Below are 19737 nucleotides of genomic sequence, written 5' to 3'. Positions count from 1 at the left end.
GTGTAAAAAAGGCTATCCCAAAGGCCATCAGGAATGGCTGCGGGATAGCCTTTTTTTCTTGTTATTTGGTGATGATCTTGCCTGTCACGGCATCCAGAGTAATATATTTGAACGCCAGCTTTTCGTCACTCCACGGCACATACGCCAGCTTTGGTTGAGCTAATTTTTGCCCATCCACATCTCTCATCAAATAGACCAGCTTTAAAGGCATGACGCGTAAATACGCCTCAACAGCCTTGTCTTTCGAGACGATCTCGTCGGATGCTGGAAGCTCCACCAACTCGTGCGTCTCTCTGTAGTTTTCGAACTTTGTCACTTTGCCAGAAGACGGATCGACTGTTACTGAATAAGCCACTTTTGGCCAGCGATCCTGTACTGGAATGCCATCCTTGCTCATGAGATATCTGAATTCCCATTCGCCCGATGACACAGGATTCGCTTCGCCTGGCTGTATAACTTGCGCCAATTGCACTTCTGTTACGCCGGGATCGACGTACTTTTGCAGGAAGGCGAGTGCAGTCTTTTCCGCTTGTTCACGTTTTACTGTCAATGCTGTATTGGAACGCGGTGTTCCCAGCCCAACAACACTCCCTGTTTCTGCAAGGACTTCTACGCCGATATACTTGTCATTTTTATCATTCCAGACGTATTCCTTGCGTCCGTCACGGTTATTCTCTCTATAGGTCGAGTCATCCACTTGTATGCCGAATTCCGCCTGCAGCAACGCTTTTGCCTCATCCTTGGAGCGAACCTTGACGTATTCCTTTGGAGATTCGATCGGATGTGCTTCCTTCGTATTCAACTGATCATAAGCAAGCCCGTTATCTCCCGTTCCATACACCATCTTGCCATTGGTCGCGTCGATATACCACTCCTGACCATCTTCACGTCCTCTTTGCATGAAGGAAACAGCTGGTGTGTACTCCAGAATGGGCTGCCACATATCCCCTTGTTTTGATTGTGGCTGTATTCTCGGATTCTGCACGTATCGAAGCTTCATATGCTCGCTCAGCTCTTTGATGGCTACCTCTTCTGACACAGCAGTCGATACATCCGGGTACTGCGACGGCTCAAATGATTCGAGCCCCTTATTGAAATATTCGAGGTGGCCAGAGTCGGTTGTTTCGATGCTTATTTCATCAGACAACACCGGCATCCCGTTATAATATCTCAGGTACAATCCCGGATGGTTGGCGTCCAACAACCGATAGTTCTCGCTATCAGCCCCGAGCAGCTTGTTCAGGAACTGTCGCTCTTGCTCCAATGCTTTTGCTCCTTCTGCTCTTTTCTGGCTCTTTGCTTCCTTTTCATCCTTAAACAGAAGCCTATAATGTTCCAATGCTTGACCATTGCCAGTGATCACAAGAGAAACTTCATGACCCTCTTTGTTCGTTTTCCCCAAAATGAATGACATGCCATCGTGGTTCTTTTCTTTATCCAAAAGAAGAAGGGATGGGCTCAAATCGGGCATGGCATCTGTCAGCTTGGTGAAAAAGGCTTGTTCGCTCTTGTTCAATCGCCCGAAAAACGCGACTTGCTCACGTTCGTCAATTCCAACCGACAATACGTCGAACGGAACGGGCTGGCCGTTTTCGATCCGTTGATAATTCACGCTCATCCATGGGCCTTTTACCATATGCTCGTCGGTGTAGATCTGAGTCTCGACGAGCTGATAGGTCTTACTTTCCTCCCCTAAAAAAGCTTGAAGAAATGCGCTTGCTGCTTTCTCCGCAGTCTTGGCTGATGGCAATTTCTCGTCCTTCTGTTCTCCTCGATCACCATCAATTGTAAAGCTCTCAATTTGTCCTGTCTGTGTATCATAGACAACATTGGCACGCGCAGTATCCCCTTCCAGTAAAGTTAGTGCACTGAATCCATAGCTTGTACGATCCACTCTTATTGTCATCTTGCTCAAGGCGGGGATCGCCTTTTTCAATGGTAAAAATGCCTCTTCCGGCGGCACCTTTACACTGTTCGGATTTGCCTCTTTATTGTTTGTTTTCGTAGCAGTTGTAGCAATCGCATTCGTTACATTTTTACCCCTTGGCATCTGTGGAAACCAGCCTTGCTGGTGCATGCCCATAGCAGTAACCGCCAAGCAAGCTGCCAGCGAACCAGCCACGAAAATTCTGTTTCGATTCTTGTGTTTATTCTTTGCAATCGCACCTCTGATCCGCAATTCCATCTCTTTTGTAAACCTCACTTCCTCCACTGATTCCTCACTTGCGCTCCGTACTGCTTCACGCATTTGCTTATCTACGTCCATTCCAATCCCTCCTTTTCACTCAATGCCTTAAAATGTTTTCGGGCCCGTGACAATTGGGTTCGTACGGCATCTTCTGAAATATCCAGCACTTGCGCCATCTCTCTTATCGACAAATCCTCATAGTAATGAAGTACCATCACTTTTCGGTACAGCGGCGAGAGCTTCATCACCTGCTCCGCTACTTGTGCCTTGCTCATTCGTCCGATGACTGCCGATTCAACGTTTGCGGTGTCGACCTCTTCCGGGGGTGCTTCCTCTTTGGAGAGGTAGGTAGAAAAAATCTGGCGAAAGGACCACGAACGCAAATATTTGCGGGACTCGTTGATCGCGATTCGGTAAAGCCACGTTTTCACGCTACTCTGATGGCGGAACTGATCCAGACCCCGATATGCCTTCAGGAACACTTCCTGGGTGATGTCTTCCGCGATTCCCCGATCCTTGACGATCAAGTAGGCGAGCTGCACGATGTTGTCTCCGTACTCGCTCATGAGCCTCGTCAGCTTCTCCTCGTTGGTCAATTGCAGTGTCCAGTCTGCTTCGCTACTTTTGGCACTTGCATTCACGCGCTGTTCACCTCCTTGTTTCGTGTTGATATGTATTTGATCCAGCTGGCTTATTTTTGTGACAAGATTATCCAACTATTTTTTCTGCTACACTCCGTTGCGTTGCATTCATTGTCAGCGCACATTGCTTTTGCTATCATGAGGCTTATTGTAGAGCGAAAGGAACGAGATGACATGGATGACATGCAAGCACGAGAAAAAGACAAATTTCTGTCCTGTTTGGAGACCATAAAAGAACTATCCAAATCCGAATTTGAAACGTATTCCATCGTTAAGAATACAGAAACCGGGGAACATTATCTCCACTATTTTTTGTCCCACATTAACTTGTCCGAGGGAGGCAGAAGAGATGATTACGATCACTTCCTGCCAATTGAATCCGACGATATTTTAGCGATTATGTTTGGCGAACAGCCTTACCAGTTTCCGGAGAACTGGCGCTCCGCTTATTTACGCAGTGGGAATGACAATCGATTGATCCCGTTCGATCCATCTGAAAATTACGATCTGGACGATGCGGCTGCTGCCGAGCTGGCCATGCTCGAAAAGCTGGAGCAGTACAAAGAGCAAATGATGAACGCAGATAACCTCAGCCCGGAAGAAAGGGAAAAGCTGACCAAGCAATATTTCGCGGAATTAGATAAGATTTTAAAAAAACCTTGATCGAGGCACCTTGCATCATGATGGTATAAACAGCTATAATTCTAGAGAAACAAATGAATCGTTGATGAGGATAGTACTCCTTGTGTGAGGACGAAAGCGAGTCGGGGACGGTGTGAGCCCGATGCCAAACCATGTGAGGAAGCGCCCCTCGGAGATGCCGCCTGAACATCCTACGCCAGCCATTATGGGCAACGGATCGTGTAGGGCTATGCCGGGACTGCCCGTTACAGCAGATCAAGCGGTTTTTGCCTTCCTATCCGATGGAAGGGAAAAACAACAAGAGTGGCACCGCGGGAGTATAACCTCTCGTCTCTTTTTCACAGGAGACGTAGAGGTTTTTTATTTGAAAGGGGAATTTTAGATGAGCTACAAACACCAAGTCGCTGAAAAGATTGCCACTGCGCTCTCCTCGATGGGCGTAGACACACTGACCAAAGAAGCCGTTTACGGCATGCTGGAAACACCACCAAACCCTGCAATGGGCGATGTGGCCTTCCCTTGCTTCCAATTGGCAAAAGCATTGCGCAAAGCCCCACCGATGATCGCAGCAGAGCTGGCTGGACAGCTCTCCGGTGCACCATTGCGCGAATCGCAAGCAGTTGGTCCATACGTGAACCTGTTCCTGGATCAAGAAAATGTGGCCGAGCAAGTTATCGGAACCATCCTTACCCAAGGCAGCACATACGGAAGCAGCCATGTCGGTGAAGGACGCAAAGTACCAATCGACCTCTCCTCCCCGAATATTGCGAAGCCGTTTTCCATGGGACACCTGCGCTCTACTGTAATCGGAAACGCGATTGCCAACATCATGGAAAAGCAAGGCTATGAGCCAGTGCGTATCAATCACTTGGGTGACTGGGGTACGCAGTTCGGTAAACTGATCGTTGCGTATCGCCTCTGGGGTGACGAAGCAAAGGTAAAAGCAGAACCGATTAAGGAGCTGCTCAGCCTCTACGTTCGTTTCCACGAAGAAGTCGAGAACGATCCTACCTTGGAAGATCAAGGGCGTGAATGGTTCAAAAAGCTCGAGGATGGCGACGAAGAAGCTCAGCATCTGTGGAAATGGTTCCGTGATGAGTCCCTCAAGGAATTCATGAAGATCTACGACCTAATGAACGTAGCCTTCGACTCCACACACGGTGAAGCATTCTACAACGACAAAATGGATCGCGTTGTTACCTTGCTCGAGGAAAAAGGTCTCTTGACTGAATCCGATGGTGCAATGGTCGTGAACCTCGACGAATACAACATGCCGCCATGCCTGATCAAAAAATCTGACGGCGCTACCCTGTACGCAACGCGTGATTTGGCTGCAGCCCTCTTCCGCCACGAATCGTACGATTTTGCTAAAGCACTTTATGTCGTAGGAAACGAGCAACGCCTCCACTTCCAGCAGCTCTATAAAGTGTTGGAAAAAATGGGCTATGCGTGGTCCGCAAATATGCACCACATCCCATTCGGCATGATGCTCAAGGACGGCAAGAAAATGTCCACGCGTAAAGGAAAAGTTGTTCTCTTGGAAGAAGTGCTGGCACAAGCCATTTCTGATGTTCAAAAAGTCATCGAAGAGAAAAACCCTACGCTGTCCACTAAAGAAGAAGTGGCTCGTCAAGTCGGGGTAGGCGCAGTTATTTTCCATGACTTGAAAAACTTCCGCTTGAATGATGTCAACTTCTCCTGGGAAGAGATGCTGACCTTCGAAGGGGAAACAGGACCATACGTGCAATACGCACACGCGCGTGCATGCTCGCTGCTGCGCAGAGGTGGCTACCAGCCAGCAACGAAGGTAAACCTGGCTTCCGGTGCACTCGACAGCAAAGAAGCTTGGGCAGTGATTACCCTCCTGAACGCGTTCCCAGAGGTAATCGAACGTGCTGCCGATAACTTCGATCCGTCGCAAATCGGCAAGTATGTGATCGACCTGGCGCAAACATTCAACAAATTCTATGCGAATGTACGCATCCTGGCTGAGGAAGAAGATGTGACAGCATCCCGTCTCCAGCTCGTAGCAGCAGTCGTTGCTGTGCTGAAGGAAGGTCTGCGTCTGCTCGGTCTGGCGGCTCCTGAAGAAATGTAAGAAAGCATACGAAAAGCCGGTTGCTTCCTCTTGTGGGGGTGCACCGGCTTTTTTGATTGTCCCGTGTCATCATCATTCTTCTGTGAGATAATGGGACGATGGCAGATGAAAGAGGTGAGCAACGATGGGAAGAAGTGTACATTTCGGCAAAACGGATTTTACCTTGCGTCTCACTGGCTTGCATACGCTCTTATCCTTGAAGAACACGATCACACTCCCTTATCAATCGATCAAGCATGTCGAGGTCGGTACTTTTGTTCCACCAAAATGGATGTTGCGCATGCCAGGGACGTCGATTGGACCTTTGAACATTTATGAAGGAAGCTTTCAGTATCAAAATGAATGGTACTTCCTTTCTTTTGCCCAGACGGATTCGTTGTTGATCCTAGAAGTAGAGGGTCATGCCAAATATCAGCACGTCATTGTACAGCTGGAAAACTCAACAGAAGTGGCGGCTACCTTGCGAAAATACTTACGCGAACAAAAAGCCCCCTAATAAGTGCTCAAGCTTCCATGGCAAAAAGCCCCGACATCTCAACGTTCGGGGCTTTTTCATTTGACATGAGAAGTTTACATTGTCAAATTTTCATAGATCATCGACATTCCCATGCCACCAGCCATACACAGTGTCACCATGCCATACTTCTCACGTCTGCGCATCATTTCGTTCATCAACGTCACTGTCAGTTTGGCTCCAGTTGCCCCCACAGGGTGACCCAAGGCAATCGCGCCTCCATTGACATTCACCTTACTGGTGTCCAGCTCCAAGCATTTGATCACAGACAAAGCCTGGGCGGCAAATGCCTCATTCAATTCGATGAGCCCAATGTCTTCGAGGTTCAATCCCGCTTTCTCCAGTACTTTTTGCGTAGCAGGAACTGGCCCGATCCCCATCACGTCAGGTTCGACTCCTGCGCTGGCAAAAGCCTTTATTTTCACGAGTGGAGTCAAACCCGCTTCCTCCGCCTTTTCACGAGACATCATCAATACAGCGGCTCCGCCGTCATTCATCGGACACGCATTTCCGGCAGTGATCGTTCCCTCTTTTTGAAAAACACTTTTCAGCTTGGCGAGCTCTTCTAGCTTGATATCATGGCGCACCGATTCATCCTGCGCAAAAACACGGGTGCCTTTGCGATCCTTGATTTCAATCGGTACGATCTCATTCGCGAACGTGCCCGCTTCGATTGCTGCCGCTGCTTTTACATGGCTCTCATAGGCAAAACGATCCTGCTCCTCACGGGAAATACCGTATTGTACAGCCAGCCGTTCTGCGGTCATACCCATCTGCTCGCCGGTCAGCGAGCAGATCAAACCATCGGACAAAAGAGCATCCTCCATGGACAAATTGCCGAATTTGCTGCCCCAGCGATTCTTCACGAGGTAGGGAACACTACTCATAGACTCCACTCCGCCCGCAATCACCACATCCTCTTGACCTGCTGCAATGGCAAGCGCACCGTTGCCAATTGCTTTCAAACCTGAACCACAGGCTTTGATCACGATGTGACCATAGACATTGCGGGGAAATCCCGCCAGCTGCGAGCTAATCCGTGCAGCATTGAGTCCTCCCCCATGTACGTACCCATTGCCAAAAATCACTTCATTGACTTGTTCCTTCGGCAAATCAACCTTATTCATCAAGCCTTCCAATACTTGCCGCCCCAGCTCTGTTGCCGGAACGTCACGCAGGCTTTTTCCAAATGCACCCACAGCACTCCGCACACCTGCGACAATGACCACGTCTCTCATACCCCAGCTCCCTTTCGTTTTTACGCCATTACAGTACACGATTCAGAAATTCTCTCGTGCGCTCTTCTTTCGGGTTGTTGAAAATTTCTTGGGGTCTAGCCATCTCGATGATCTTTCCTTGATTCATAAACGCCACCCAATCGGCCACTTCCTTGGCAAACCCCATCTCGTGCGTCACAATAATCATCGTCATTCCTTCTTGCGCGAGCTGTTTCATTGTCTCCAGCACTTCCCCTACCAGCTCTGGGTCAAGCGCTGAGGTTGGCTCGTCGAAGAGCATGATCTCAGGTTTCATCGCCAGTGAACGAGCAATGGCGACGCGTTGCTTTTGTCCACCGGAGAGGCTGGATGGGTAGGCGTCCGCTTTTTCAGAAAGACCTACCTTTTGCAGCAGCCGGAGCGCTTCCTGCTTCGTTTTTTCCTTGTCTGCTTTCTTCGCAATCAGCGGTGCCTCCATGATGTTTTCTAGAACCGTTTTATGCGGGAACAGATTGAAGTGCTGGAACACCATGCCTACCTTTTGCCGTACTTTGGTCAAGTCATCCTTCTTTGGGTCGATACTGTTCCCTTCGATATAAATCTCTCCGCCGTCCTTGATCTCCAGAAAATTAATGCAGCGAATCAATGTGCTTTTCCCCGATCCACTCGCACCGATCAAGACGACGACCTCGCCCTTTCCGACTTGCAGGGTAACATCCTTGAGAACTTCCACTTTTCCGAAGCTTTTCTTCAAATTTTGCACGCGTATCATTTCTTTTTGCTTTTCCATCGTTTTTCCCCTCCGCTTTACGCCTCTCCTTTTGCCAGACGCTTCTCCATGATGTGGACCACATACGTAAACGCCATGACAATAACCAAGTAATAGAGCGCCACAATCAAAAAGTACGTCATTTCATCAAAGGTTTCCGCAGACAAGCGGCGGGCCAGTGAGAACAACTCATCCATGGCAATGAAAGCGGCCAGGGACGATTCCTTCAAAGACAAAATAAACTGGTTACCAAGCGGTGGGATCGATCGTTTCAACGCTTGCGGCAAAATGATCCGACGCATCGTCTGACGAGCAGACATGCCCAAAGACAGCCCTGCCTCCATTTGTCCTTTATCAATCGACTGAATAGAGCCCCGGAAAATCTCTGCGATATAGGCTCCGCTGTGAATCGCCAAAGCGAGCGCTGCCGACCAAAATTGACCGAGGTCAATGATTTTGTAAAAGCCGAAATACAAGACGAAAATTTGCACGACCAACGGTGTACCGCGAATGATCATGATGTACGCATTGGCTATGAAGCGTGCAACTGGAAGCTTGGATACTTTTAGCAAGGCGACAAACAATCCGATAATCGAGCCTACGATAACAGAAGCGATCGTCAGCTGAAATGTCAGCAGCAACGGCTTCCAAAAAAACGGCAATGTCCGGAAAAACTCTTCTGTCAGATGGGCAAAACTAGGCACTTGATGCCACCCCTCACTCGTAATGGAATTTACTTTTTATACCAGCTCACTATTCGGCTTTGCTGATGTCGCGGTTAAAGTACTTTTCGCTCAATTTGACGTAGGTACCATCCTCCATCATTTGCTTGAGCACTTCGTTGATCTTGTTCAGCAATTCCGTATTTCCTTTGCGCACTGCGATACCATGCTTGACTTCCGAGAGTGGCGACCCGCTTTTCTTGAGCTTCAAGCCTTGGGCAATGGCAATTTCCCCTACGACGCTATCTGTAATCACGACATCGTGTTTTCCTTGCTCCAAGGCACGCAGAGCCGTTACATCGCTGTCATACGTTTTGATGTTATCCGTATACTGCCGCGCCATCTTTTCATGTGTGGTGCCTAGTGCGACTGCCACTTCTTTGCCTTTTAAGCCTTCTAGCGTGCTAATCGTCCCATCCGGGCGAACGAATAGTTGACCACCGGACAAGTAGTACGGGTCTACGAAATCAACCTGCTGCTTCCGCTCTTCTGTAATCGCATGACTGGCAATCGCAACATCGTAGCGTCCTTCCTTTACCCCTGCGATAATACCGGAAAAAGGCGACGTGACTGGCTTTGGCTCAAGCCCCAAGCGCTTGGCGATCTCATTGCCGATCTCGACATCAAATCCGGTCAATTGACCATCCTTGAAGTAGCTGAATGGCTGATATTCACCGGAAGCCGCGTATACAAATACGCCTGCCTCTTTTGTCATCGATGATGCATTTCCAGCAGTAGCCCCACCCGCTTGACCTCCCGCACTGTTAGTGGAAGAGCCTTGGCTACATCCGCTTACGAGTAGTGACAACGAAAATACGACCCCTGCGATTGCTTTCCATGTTTTTTTCATCTATTCCATCCCCCAATTCTTTATGTTCACGCTTACATTTTTCATTACTCTACCATTTGTAAATTTTCTGAAATCATTAAAGGTGCTCCGGTATTCGTGATGACATTTTCCAAGGTGAACGGGTACATTACCTCTGTCAAAAGCAAGCCTCTTTGCGTGATCTCGATTACGGCCCGCTCCGTGATAATAAGATCGACGCAGCCCTTCGCCGTCAGCGGCAATGTGCACTCCCTGCGAATTTTAGGCTCTCCTGCCTGATTCACATGGCTCATGAGCACGATCACTTTCTTTGCGTAATAGGCCAGCTCCGCTCCCCCACCAATGCCATGAACACGTGAGCCCGGAACAATCCAGTTTGCCAAATCTCCTCGGCGATTCACCTGCAGAGCCCCGATAAACGCGGCATCCAGCTTCCTTCTTCGGATCATGCCATACGCTATGGTACTGTCGAAATACGATGCCCCTGGTACAACGGTAACAGGTGCTCCACCAGCGTTGGAAATATGCTGGTCCTCTTCTCCCTTTAACGGCGTAGGTCCGACACCCAAGATTCCATTCACCGAGTGAAACATGACTTGCCATTCATGCGGGATAAAATCAGCGACGAGCTCAGGTATCCCGATCCCCAAGTTCACAGCCATTCCGGGAGCAACCTCTTTGGCCGCGCGCCACGCAACCATATTTCGCTGATCCATTTCCAACCCCATTAGCTGTTCCCTCCACCACGAACCACGATATAATCCACAAAAATGCCAGGCGTCACGATTTTATCCGGGTCCAGCTCTCCTGCCGGAACGATCTCCTCCACCTCAGCAATCGTGATATCTGCGGCCATCGCTACTAGCGGATTCAGATTTCTTGCCGCCTTGTCATAAATAAGATTTCCGTAAGTATCTGCCTGTTTGGCATAGACGATTCCTACCTCCGCTGTCAGGGCAGCTTCAATCTGACAAGTTCTTCCGGCAAAAGCAAACGGCTCTGCTCCTTCCATTCGCTCTCCTCTCACATGCGCATCCACAACGATTCCCGGAATGCCAACACCTCCTGCCCGAATCTTTTCTGCGAAAATTCCTTGTGGACAAAATGTCACCTCCAGCATCCCGTCCATCATTTGTTGACCTGCCTCGGGATTGGAGCCAATATGTGTGGTTATTAGCCGCCTCACCCGTCCATGACTGATCAGCTTTCCGATTCCGATTTCCGGATACCCCGCATCAATTCCGATGAGTGTCAAGCTTTGCACGCCTTTGTGCAAGATCGCATCAATCATGTGTGCCGGGGAGCCTATCGTGCCGAATCCGCCATACATCAGCCGGGTGCCATCCTGAACATGCTCCACTGCCTGTTCGTGCGTCACCAGTTTTGATAACATCGCATGCATTTCCTTATCTCTTATTCTTGGGTAAATCGCTTACGTCCCACTATGTAATAGCAACTCTTGTGCCAAGCCTCAAAACGGTAAGAAAACGCGATCAAGCTAAAAGCAATTCCTATTGCTGAGTCGAAATAGACTCACTTTTGAATCGAAAAGGCAGGAAAAGTCTAACTTTTCGCTCGAATCGATTTCGACTCAACTATTTTTAAATCCGACTCACTATACAACGATCAATATCATCTTGTACAATCAGTTGAAAAACCGGGGAGCTATTCAACATGGAAAAAGCTGCGGAGATACTAGCACTGTCTTCTGTTGATCGTTTGATTGACATCCTGAACACACTGGCAGATGGCATATTCATCGCTGATGCACAGGGAACTACTTTATGGTTAAACAACGCGAGTGAAAACCTGTGTGGTCTACCAAAAGCCGAACTCATCGGGCAAAACGTATCTGATCTCGAAGAAATGGGGATTTTCAGCCCTTCTGTCACCCGCTTGGTTTTGGAAACGGGAAAACCGACCACAACCATTCAGCTCGTCAATAATAAGGGAAAATTCCTGGTAACTGGACACATCATCCCGGATGAGGAAGGGAGACCAGAGCTGATCGTTTCCCACTCTCGCGATATCACTGAGGCAGCCCGTGCCAGTTCACAGCTGGAAGAGACGGTCGCTTTGCTTAAGCGGTACAGCGAAGAGATTCAGCACATGAAGTGGGAAGCGAGCCAGAGCTCCTCCCAAACCTTGATAGGCAACAGCCGTTCCTATCTCGCTCTGCTGGAATTAATGAAAAAAGCAGCCCCTGTCGACACGACCGTGTTTATTACAGGAGAAACAGGTGTAGGAAAAAGCTATCTAGCGGAACAAATCCATCAGTTGAGTGAACGAAGAAGTGGGCCGTTTGTCCACGTTAACTGTAGCGCCATTCCCGAAACCTTGATCGAATCAGAGCTGTTCGGCTACCACAAAGGGGCATTCACTGGGGCGAGTCATTCGGGGAAAATCGGATTAGTCAAAATGGCGGACAAAGGGACGCTTTTTTTGGATGAAATCAGTGAGCTCCCCTACCACTTGCAATCGAAATTATTGCTGCTTTTGCAAAACAAAACATTTATGCCGATCGGCGGCACGAAAACATACACGGCTGACATCCGCATCATAACAGCAACCAATGCGAACCTTCAGGAGCTTGTGCGGTTGGGCAAATTCAGACACGATCTGTACTATCGTCTTAATATTTTGCCAATCAATGTTCCGCCATTACGGGAGAGAAAGGACGATATTTTCCCGTTACTCCATCACAACTTACAGCGATTCAATAGCAAGCATAACCAGAAAAGGCGTTTTTCCCCGGAAGTGTTGGATGTTTTGCATCAATACGAATGGCCTGGAAATGTGCGGGAGCTGGAAAATTTGGTAGAGCGGATCGTTATTACGTCCAAGCTGGATGAAATCCAAGTCAGTGATTTGCCGGAAGAACTACGGAGTATTCGTGAGCTGGAGGATGGGATTCTTTCACTTGGTTCTCTTTCTCTTACAGAGCGGATGGAGAAAATTGAGCTGGAATTTATTCTGCAAGCATTGCGTACACACAAAACGACTCGCAAAACAGCAGCGGCACTAGGTATTACCCAGTCGTTACTTATGCGGCGGATTAAAAAGTATGGGATTCAGATGGATTCTGAGGAGGAATGATTGGGAAGCGGAGTCAACATTGTGGAGGAGAAGAAAAAGCACAAGTCTCTTCGACTCTGACACGCCCGCAAGGGTGATTGACTGCCCGTCTCCACTTCAAAAAGGGGACCGTCGAGCCAAAGCCACCCTACGGGCGGACGTTTCTCAGAGAAGAAGTGTTCGACAATCAGGTCCCCTTTTTGAAGTTCCAACTGGGTAGGCGTTGTCAAGGTCTGCGAGCCCTGTGCTTTTTCTTCTCACTAGCTTTGTTTGTTCATCGGTTCCTTTTAAACGAAAGATCCTCGTAAGTATAAACTGAGATATAATCTTCGCAATGCACAATGCTATAGTTGATCGTCCGTTCAAGATGTAAATGCTACTTATTCGATAACTTGACTACAGCAAAGCTTTGGCGTGGAGCTAGTGCTTTACACTCTTATTGACATAAAAAAGGAGCGCTAACTCGCAGCGCTCCTTTTCTTTCATGAATTATTCCTCAATCTTCTTTGCTTTTTTGCCAAACCACGTATTGGCAACCAGCTCGACTACTTGCTTCGGCAATGATTGTGGTGCTTGTATTTCTGATCCAGCCTTGTCCACTGTGCGGTACAGCAAAGCTTTGTCATCTGCTGGGTCAGACATGGTTTGCAGTGTCCATTCGCCGATTTGTCCGGCGTTTGTCCACTCCTCGATCATGAGCTGATATTCCCCTGGAGCCAGCTCGATGTAATCCTCGTCTGTCACATCCACAATCGCATATCCATCATGCTCGATTTCAGCATCGTATGTATTTCCGTTCGCCGCTTTGTACAGAGCGAGCTCCTCTGGGTTATTCAAGTTTTCTGTCAGATGAGTAAAATCCGCAATCGTCACCTTAATACGCTTTTTCATTGGTACCCCTCCCGTGTTGAACACATCATTTCACACTCTACCATAACATGGTCAGCCCTGCCAATTGTCTATGAGCAGACGAACATATTTGATTTCTTCACCATGGCCCCCTTCTGAGCCTCTCGCTGTTTCCAAAACAATGGGAAGTCCTTTCAATTCGGGTGTTTGCAAAAAAGCGGCAATGGCTGCATCACCGATCATCCCTTTTCCGATGGAGGCATGCCGGTCTCGAAAGGAACCACTCGGATAAACAGAATCGTTGAGATGAACGGCACGCAAGCTCGTAAAATAATCGAGCTCTCGCATCCGATCGGCTACTTCTCCCCAATCATTCCCTTTCCACAATCCGCTGGCAAATGCATGACATGTATCCAAACAAAAGCCTACCTTCTGTGGCTCAGCAAACAATTGTCGAACCTGCGTAAGCTCTTCGAGTGTCGTGCCCATGCGGTTGCCTTGTCCGGCATTGTTTTCGATTAACAGCTGGGCTTTTCCATTCCAGCCATCCAGTATTTGATTGACCATCTGGATCATGATTTTGTAACCGGTAAGGACATCAGCGCCTTTATACTGGCCAAAGTGAACAACCACGCCCAACGCTCCACAAGCTTCGGCAATTTCAAGGTCATTTCGCACAGAGCCTACTGTGACGGCGAATAGTTCTTGCTCCTCGACACAAAGATTCACCGGGTATGGCGTATGAGCAATCGACAGCATGCCGTTTTGCTGACAAAAAGCACGACACCGCTCTGCATCCCGGGCATCGAATGGCTTGACGCCTAAGCTACGCGGGTTTTTCGGGAAAAATTGAAAGGATAACGCGCCTTCTTTGTATGCTGTTCTCGCCGCCTCCTCGTACCCATGACGAATACTGACATGACAACCGATTTGCAAAATAATCCCTCCTCTTACTCACTTCTTCTCATTTTTCCCTCTGTCCTTTTTCTCAATCGAGCACTTGCGCTTCCCTTTCAAATCGAATAAACTAAAACTAAACCGAACGTTCAGTCTAGATTAAGGAGCATTTCAATCATGTCAAAGCGCCGTCTCGATGGGGAGAAAACCAAACAACATATCATAGAGAAAGCCACCGAGTTATTTTCTCAGAAAGGCTATTCAGCCACTTCCATTGAGGACATTTGCCAAGCAACTGGAGCGAGTAAGGGCAGCCTCTATTACCACTTCAAAAACAAGGAGCAGTTGTTCCTGCATTTGCTTGAAAAGCAGTACAACGAATGGGTAGATCTATGGCAGGAAAAAGAAAAAGAATTCGAGACTTCCATCGATAAACTGTACGGCTTAGCTGCTTTTTTCTTGGACGACTTTTTGTCCCACCCTCTAAAAAAAGCAGGCGAAGAGTTCTCAGGTAGCCAGCTTGCTGATCCAGCCATTTTGGAACAAGTGCTGGAAATGCTCAGCTCCTCTTATACCCTCTATACCTCAATCTTCCAAGAAGGAATCGATCGAGGCGATTTTGCCCCATGCGATCCTGAAGAAATGGCGATGATACTAGAAGGGCTTATGAACGGAATCATTAATGTAGGTTATCAGATGGATGACGAGCGTCTTCATGCTCTGCTGAAGAGGAGCATTGACGTTTTGCTGCATGGCATTGTTGCCAAGTAGCATTTTTTTCAACTTTAATTAGACCGGACGTTCGGTATAACTTTATAGGAGTGATATGACCTATGAAAGGTCTTTGGGGAAACAAAGTTTTTCTTACCGTGTTTATCACGGATACATTAGAAAATATCGGGATATGGATCCGTAACATGGCCTTACTCTACTACGTAATGGAAACGAGCGGCAACAATCCGACCGCGGTATCGCTTTTGACCGCTATCGAACTCGCGCCGATCTTGGTTTTTTCGATTATTGGCGGGGCATTGGCTGATCGCTGGAATCCAAAGAGGACGATGATAGCCGGGAACCTGTTAAGCGCCCTCTCTGTTTTCGTCATCGTGTATTTGCTCTGGCAAGGGATGTGGATCGCTGTATTCTTTGCGACATTTATCTCAGCTGTCGTGTCACAATTCTCCCAGCCTTCTTCTACCAAGATGTTGAAGCGTCATATTCCTGATGAGCAAATGGCAGCAGCTGTGTCTATTTCACAAAGTATGGGTTCTATTTTTCTACTGGTTGGACCGATTGTCGGTACCTTCTTCTTTGAACATTGGGGCATCTACCCTTCCCTGTTGACGATGGCCGGCCTCTTCCTCGTCGCGGCATTGATTCTCTTGACGCTCCCTACCTCATCTGCCACTGCAACAGAGGAAGACGGTACTCTCCTTTCTGAGATTAAAGCAGGCTTTGCCTATGTAAAAAAGCGACCAGCTTTGCTCGGGATTGCCATTACCTTTTCGTGTCTGGGGCTATCCTCGGGTTTTATTAATTCGCTGGAGGTATTCGTCGTTACGGATCGTCTTTTACTCTCTAAGGAAGCCATCCAATGGTTTACCGCGTTAGACGGATTGGGTATGTTGTTGGGCGGCATTTTGGCTTCTGTTTATCTGGAGCGCATGAATAGTCGCATGGTCATTACAGGTGGATTGATATTCTTCGCTCTCTCCGTCGCCGTAGAAGTTCTCTCAGTCTGGGTATACGTAACCGCAGCGATGCGCTTTTTCACCGGAATTGGGATGGCATTTTTACAGATTGCGATCAGTATGTTTATGATCAAGCTCGTGGATGAGGCGTATATCGGACGGGTGAGTGGAACGATTTCCCCCCTCATGGTCGGACTCATGATGGTCGGTTCCTTTGTTGCAGGTCCGCTCATGCAGATGACCTCGTTGATTACCGTATTTCTGATCGCATCTGTCATCCTTCTTATCGCTGCATGGGGATGTACACGAATCAAGTGGGATTCGGCAGAAGTTACACAAGATGGAGCTAACCATCTTCTCGAACACAAACAAGCGCAAACGCTATCGTAAGAGAATGCGCCCAAGCAAAAAAGCTGTCCACGAATCGGACAGCTTTTTCTAGCGAAATGCTATGTTTTCACAATGAGGAGTGGTGTTTTCGTACGATGAATCGTCTTAAATGTAACACTTCCAAGCAATGTCCCTGCAACCGCACCTTGGCCATGATGACCGAGCACAACCAGTCCAGCGTCGATTTCTTCAGCGGTCTGGCGAATCACAGTAGCTGGATCTCCAACTACGACCATGCTTTCAAAAGGAAACGATGCAGCTTCAAGCATCTCCTCGCAAGGTTTTAACGATTCACGTCCCCAACCTTCGAGTGTATTCATGTTATCCCAGCCTACGCCATATACACCTGCGTATGTGACTGGCGGTATGACAACGGACAGAAGTGTATACGATACATTCGGGAGGTGCTGACCCATCTCGATGGCTTTCTTCGCAGCTTCCATCGAATGATCGGAACCATCTACTGCAATGAGCACTTTATTCCAAGGGAAGCGTTTCTCATCTGTCTCCTCTGCAATGAGGAAGACTGGAACTTTGACATCGTGGAGTGTTGGATAGCTGACGCTCTGCAACAGGAAGCCTGTGATTCGACCGTAGCCATGTGTTCCCATTACGATAGCAGCATAGTCATTCGCAGCGTGCTTCGCAATGACTTCATGCGGCTCTCCGAACTCAATCTCCAATTCATACGTGATACCTGCTTCTTCTATGATCGACAGGAATTTTTTCAGATCATCTCTTGCCTCATCCAATTGATAATCTTCTACAACTTCTCGTCCCAACCTTCTGACAACATTGCGTGAAGGGAACGGCGAGATGGCATGAAGCAATGTGATATCATGCTTATTTTTGGCGTAGGCCAGCGCGAAGCGGACCGCCTGAATGGACTGCGCTGAGAAATCAACAGGAACTAGAATACGGGACATAATGACACGTCCTTCCTCTTTTTCATCTGGCAAATGTGTTGGTGTAGCTCTTTGTATCCATCTGCCTTGAGTTCATTGTAGCCCTGTGGACCCTACGTGTATGTAGGGGTATTCCCTGATCTTGATAGGGATATTCCCTGATAGGGAGTCCTATTCTTTCTATGGCCTAGTCCATGACAGCTGAGATAAAAATAGTAGGCTTTTCACTCAAATCAATGTCCGTAATCTCATGATCATCCACGATCCGCCGATTCGCCTGTTGGTCTCTTCGAATGACCCGAACGACTGGGCGCGAAGGCAAGCCTCTATTTTGGTCAATGATCACACCGATCTCTCCTGTCGACAGCTTCAGCGAGGTTCCTGTCGGGTACATGGCAATCGAGCGCAAAAAGTGAATGACCATTTTATGATCAAAGCGCTTCTCCGCGAGCCCCATGACTTTTTCGCAAGCCTCATACGCAGGCAACGTCTCCTCTTCCGCTGAAAAAGGCGAGATGAGATTATCATAGTAGTTACAAATCGCCACAATCTTGGCGAAATCATGAATCTCATCGCCAGTCAGTCCTCGTGGCTGCCCACTACCATCCACCCATTCATGATGCTGCAAAGGAACATGTGCGGACACAATGCTCATCTCATGTTTTTTTCGCAATAGATCAAAGCCCAGCCAGGTATGATGATTGGTTTTGCTGTTCTTTTTGTAGGCTGGTGCTTCCTTGTCGACTGACAGCTTTCCAATGTCATGCAAGAGGGCTCCGATGGCGAGCTCTTTTAATTGAGCCGTATTATAACCTAATCCTACGCCCATTACTGTCGCCATCATGCACACATTCAAGGAATGAATGTACATCGCGTTGTCGGTCGTGCGAATTTCTCCCAGGTTCAAGAGCACGCGGCGATTTCTCAAGGTCTCGTCGATGATACTTCCCACTGATTTTTGAATGCCCCGGACATCAAAATTTTTTCCAGTCTGCACACACGAAATCGCTTGAGATAAATTGCGGATTGCGTCCTTCCGAGTGGTCTCCGTGACGACCTCCTGCTCTTTTACTTCATCGAGCAGCGGGTCTTTGATGCTTAACATCGTGACACCAAACCGACGCAATTTATTTATCATTCCGACAGTCAGCTGGACACCTGCATGCAAGAGCGTCAAGCCCTCGCTTGTATAAATGCTTCGAGCCAAAACGTCTCCTGGCTCTACTAGGTCTACATTCACATATTTCATGGGGTCTTTCCTCCTGATTCCATCCTCCCCTGATGCTTCTTCCCTAACTTTGCTTTTGAAAAACCTGTTTCACATGATTTTGCCGAAAAAACATCCGCGGGATAGATGCTTCCTCATTTTTTACCTGTTCCCGCCAAGACCAAGCCATGTACAAAGCCCAGAAAATTGAGTACGAGCATCCTGATAGCCTTGTCTGTAATAATGCTCCAGCTTCTCCTCTTGACGTTCAAATCCTCGTAGAAAGGTACCCTCTGGAGGTGCGATAACAAACGCCTCGCCTTCCTTTTGCATTTCTTTGATCTGCTCTATTGCCTCGTAATAGATGCGAAAATGACGAATGAATGCTTGACACAAGCGCGTACTTCTGGAAAAAAGACGCTCGACACGCGAAAGCTTGCGCATCCACTCCTTTGGCGGAGAAGAAGAAGTAAGCACAATAATATGCTTTTGATTGCCATCAAGCATGGACTTCATGAGTGGTACCGGATGCACGATGCCTCCATCCCATAACTTACGTCCGTTGAAGGCAACTTTTGGGGATAGAAACGGGAGACTGCACGAAGCCCGAATCACATGAAAAATATCCTCACAGTCGTCTTTTGTAAAGTAAACAGCTTCCCCTGTCTCGCAATCCGTCGTGACGACGACAAACTGTTCCTTCGCTTCGCGAAACCGATCAAAGGCGAATGGCTCAAGCTTGTTAGGCATCTCACTGAATATAAAATCCATGCCAAACAGCGAGCGTTTCTTGATCAAATTTTTATAGTGAAAGTATCGGGGATCGCGAATGTATTTCGTATGATAAATCTTGCCCAATCCGTGCTGTCTCGCCAAGTATGCCGCCCCATTGCACGCACCTGCTGATACGGCAATCACGTACGGGATGTATAGCTCCTGCTCCATGAAGTAATCCAAAACGCCAGCAGTATAAATCCCACGGCTACCTCCTCCCTGCAAAACGAGCCCGACCTTTTCCATACCTATCACCCATTTTGATGTCGTTTTATCCGTAGTATGAATGATTGCCCAATGAAACATGCAGGGCCGGATCGTGCCAATCA

At 48.1% G+C, this 19737-nt stretch carries 20 protein-coding genes; 7 read left to right on the top strand and 13 right to left on the bottom strand.

The annotated features are described in order from the left end of the window. Positions 1-61: 61 nt before the first annotated feature. Positions 62-2266, bottom strand: a complete 2205-nt coding sequence (locus HPY31_RS00630; protein WP_172137655.1) for a YcdB/YcdC domain-containing protein — start codon at positions 2264-2266, stop codon at positions 62-64. After that, a complete protein-coding gene (locus tag HPY31_RS00625) occupies positions 2257-2829 on the bottom strand; it encodes a sigma-70 family RNA polymerase sigma factor (protein WP_172137653.1) in 573 nt (190 codons plus the stop codon). Before HPY31_RS00625 ends, HPY31_RS00630 begins: the two co-directional genes overlap by 10 nt. A gap of 138 nt (positions 2830-2967) precedes the next feature. Between HPY31_RS00625 and HPY31_RS00620 the strand changes: the two genes are divergently transcribed. The 4 genes from HPY31_RS00620 to HPY31_RS00605 all read left to right on the top strand — a co-directional run bounded on the left by HPY31_RS00620 (position 2968) and on the right by HPY31_RS00605 (position 6065). Continuing rightward, positions 2968-3492 (top strand): hypothetical protein, encoded by a 525-nt coding sequence (locus HPY31_RS00620; protein ID WP_253901634.1) that lies wholly within the window; start codon positions 2968-2970, stop codon positions 3490-3492. Between the two features lie 121 nt (positions 3493-3613). Further along, positions 3614-3853, top strand: a complete 240-nt coding sequence (locus HPY31_RS00615) for a hypothetical protein (RefSeq protein WP_172137651.1) — start codon at positions 3614-3616, stop codon at positions 3851-3853. Then, the gene (gene argS / locus HPY31_RS00610; protein ID WP_172137649.1) at positions 3854-5569 is read left to right on the top strand and encodes an arginine--tRNA ligase; all 1716 of its coding nucleotides are present in this window, start codon (positions 3854-3856) and stop codon (positions 5567-5569) included. A 124-nt stretch (positions 5570-5693) separates the two neighbouring features. After that, entirely contained in the window at positions 5694-6065 is a 372-nt protein-coding gene (locus tag HPY31_RS00605) for a hypothetical protein (RefSeq protein ID WP_172137647.1), read from the top strand. A gap of 74 nt (positions 6066-6139) precedes the next feature. Here the strand turns inward: HPY31_RS00605 and HPY31_RS00600 are convergent, their stop codons facing one another. From HPY31_RS00600 to HPY31_RS00575, 6 genes are read right to left on the bottom strand one after another with little or no spacing between them, the layout of a single operon-like run. After that, positions 6140-7321, bottom strand: a complete 1182-nt coding sequence (locus HPY31_RS00600; RefSeq protein ID WP_172137645.1) for a thiolase family protein — start codon at positions 7319-7321, stop codon at positions 6140-6142. Positions 7322-7349: 28 nt separating this feature from the next. Next, positions 7350-8090 (bottom strand): amino acid ABC transporter ATP-binding protein, encoded by a 741-nt coding sequence (locus HPY31_RS00595; protein WP_305793565.1) that lies wholly within the window; start codon positions 8088-8090, stop codon positions 7350-7352. Between the two features lie 17 nt (positions 8091-8107). Then, complete coding sequence (locus tag HPY31_RS00590) at positions 8108-8773, bottom strand: amino acid ABC transporter permease (protein WP_016739797.1); 666 nt, start codon at positions 8771-8773, stop codon at positions 8108-8110. A 49-nt stretch (positions 8774-8822) separates the two neighbouring features. Next, on the bottom strand, positions 8823-9641 hold the full coding sequence (locus tag HPY31_RS00585; RefSeq protein ID WP_172137643.1) for an ABC transporter substrate-binding protein: 819 nt from the start codon (positions 9639-9641) through the stop codon (positions 8823-8825). A 44-nt stretch (positions 9642-9685) separates the two neighbouring features. Then, positions 9686-10348, bottom strand: coding sequence for a 3-oxoacid CoA-transferase subunit B (locus tag HPY31_RS00580; protein ID WP_012685895.1), 663 nt, complete (start codon positions 10346-10348; stop codon positions 9686-9688). Continuing rightward, a complete protein-coding gene (locus HPY31_RS00575; protein ID WP_081603428.1) occupies positions 10348-11013 on the bottom strand; it encodes a CoA transferase subunit A in 666 nt (221 codons plus the stop codon). Before HPY31_RS00575 ends, HPY31_RS00580 begins: the two co-directional genes overlap by 1 nt. A 281-nt stretch (positions 11014-11294) precedes the next feature. Here HPY31_RS00575 and HPY31_RS00570 point away from each other — a divergent pair, with 281 nt between their 5' ends. Continuing rightward, positions 11295-12716, top strand: a complete 1422-nt coding sequence (locus tag HPY31_RS00570) for a sigma-54 interaction domain-containing protein (RefSeq protein ID WP_172137641.1) — start codon at positions 11295-11297, stop codon at positions 12714-12716. Positions 12717-13184: 468 nt separating this feature from the next. Here HPY31_RS00570 and HPY31_RS00565 read toward each other — a convergent pair whose 3' ends face one another. Beyond that, positions 13185-13586 (bottom strand): hypothetical protein, encoded by a 402-nt coding sequence (locus HPY31_RS00565; RefSeq protein ID WP_172137639.1) that lies wholly within the window; start codon positions 13584-13586, stop codon positions 13185-13187. Between the two features lie 51 nt (positions 13587-13637). Next, entirely contained in the window at positions 13638-14480 is an 843-nt protein-coding gene (locus HPY31_RS00560) for a deoxyribonuclease IV (RefSeq protein ID WP_172137637.1), read from the bottom strand. Positions 14481-14618: 138 nt separating this feature from the next. Between HPY31_RS00560 and HPY31_RS00555 the strand changes: the two genes are divergently transcribed. Together HPY31_RS00555 and HPY31_RS00550 are read left to right on the top strand one after the other, a co-directional pair. Further along, complete coding sequence (locus HPY31_RS00555; protein ID WP_016739781.1) at positions 14619-15212, top strand: TetR/AcrR family transcriptional regulator; 594 nt, start codon at positions 14619-14621, stop codon at positions 15210-15212. Positions 15213-15274: 62 nt separating this feature from the next. After that, positions 15275-16522, top strand: coding sequence for an MFS transporter (locus tag HPY31_RS00550; protein WP_172137635.1), 1248 nt, complete (start codon positions 15275-15277; stop codon positions 16520-16522). Between the two features lie 59 nt (positions 16523-16581). On the opposite strand, the gene HPY31_RS00545 is transcribed toward HPY31_RS00550, so the two are convergent. The 3 genes from HPY31_RS00545 to HPY31_RS00535 all read right to left on the bottom strand — a co-directional run bounded on the left by HPY31_RS00545 (position 16582) and on the right by HPY31_RS00535 (position 19654). Beyond that, positions 16582-17448, bottom strand: coding sequence for a universal stress protein (locus HPY31_RS00545; protein WP_172137633.1), 867 nt, complete (start codon positions 17446-17448; stop codon positions 16582-16584). Between the two features lie 166 nt (positions 17449-17614). Then, complete coding sequence (locus HPY31_RS00540; RefSeq protein WP_172137631.1) at positions 17615-18676, bottom strand: HD-GYP domain-containing protein; 1062 nt, start codon at positions 18674-18676, stop codon at positions 17615-17617. Between the two features lie 120 nt (positions 18677-18796). Then, complete coding sequence (locus HPY31_RS00535) at positions 18797-19654, bottom strand: patatin-like phospholipase family protein (protein WP_172137629.1); 858 nt, start codon at positions 19652-19654, stop codon at positions 18797-18799. Positions 19655-19737 lie beyond the last annotated feature (83 nt).

The sequence above is a fragment of the Brevibacillus sp. HB1.3 genome (assembly GCF_013186635.1).
GTDB classification, from domain to species: Bacteria; Bacillota; Bacilli; order Brevibacillales; family Brevibacillaceae; genus Brevibacillus; species Brevibacillus brevis_D.
The sequence above is the reverse complement of the archived record's forward strand: the minus strand, read 5'-3'. Positions and strand labels throughout refer to the sequence as shown.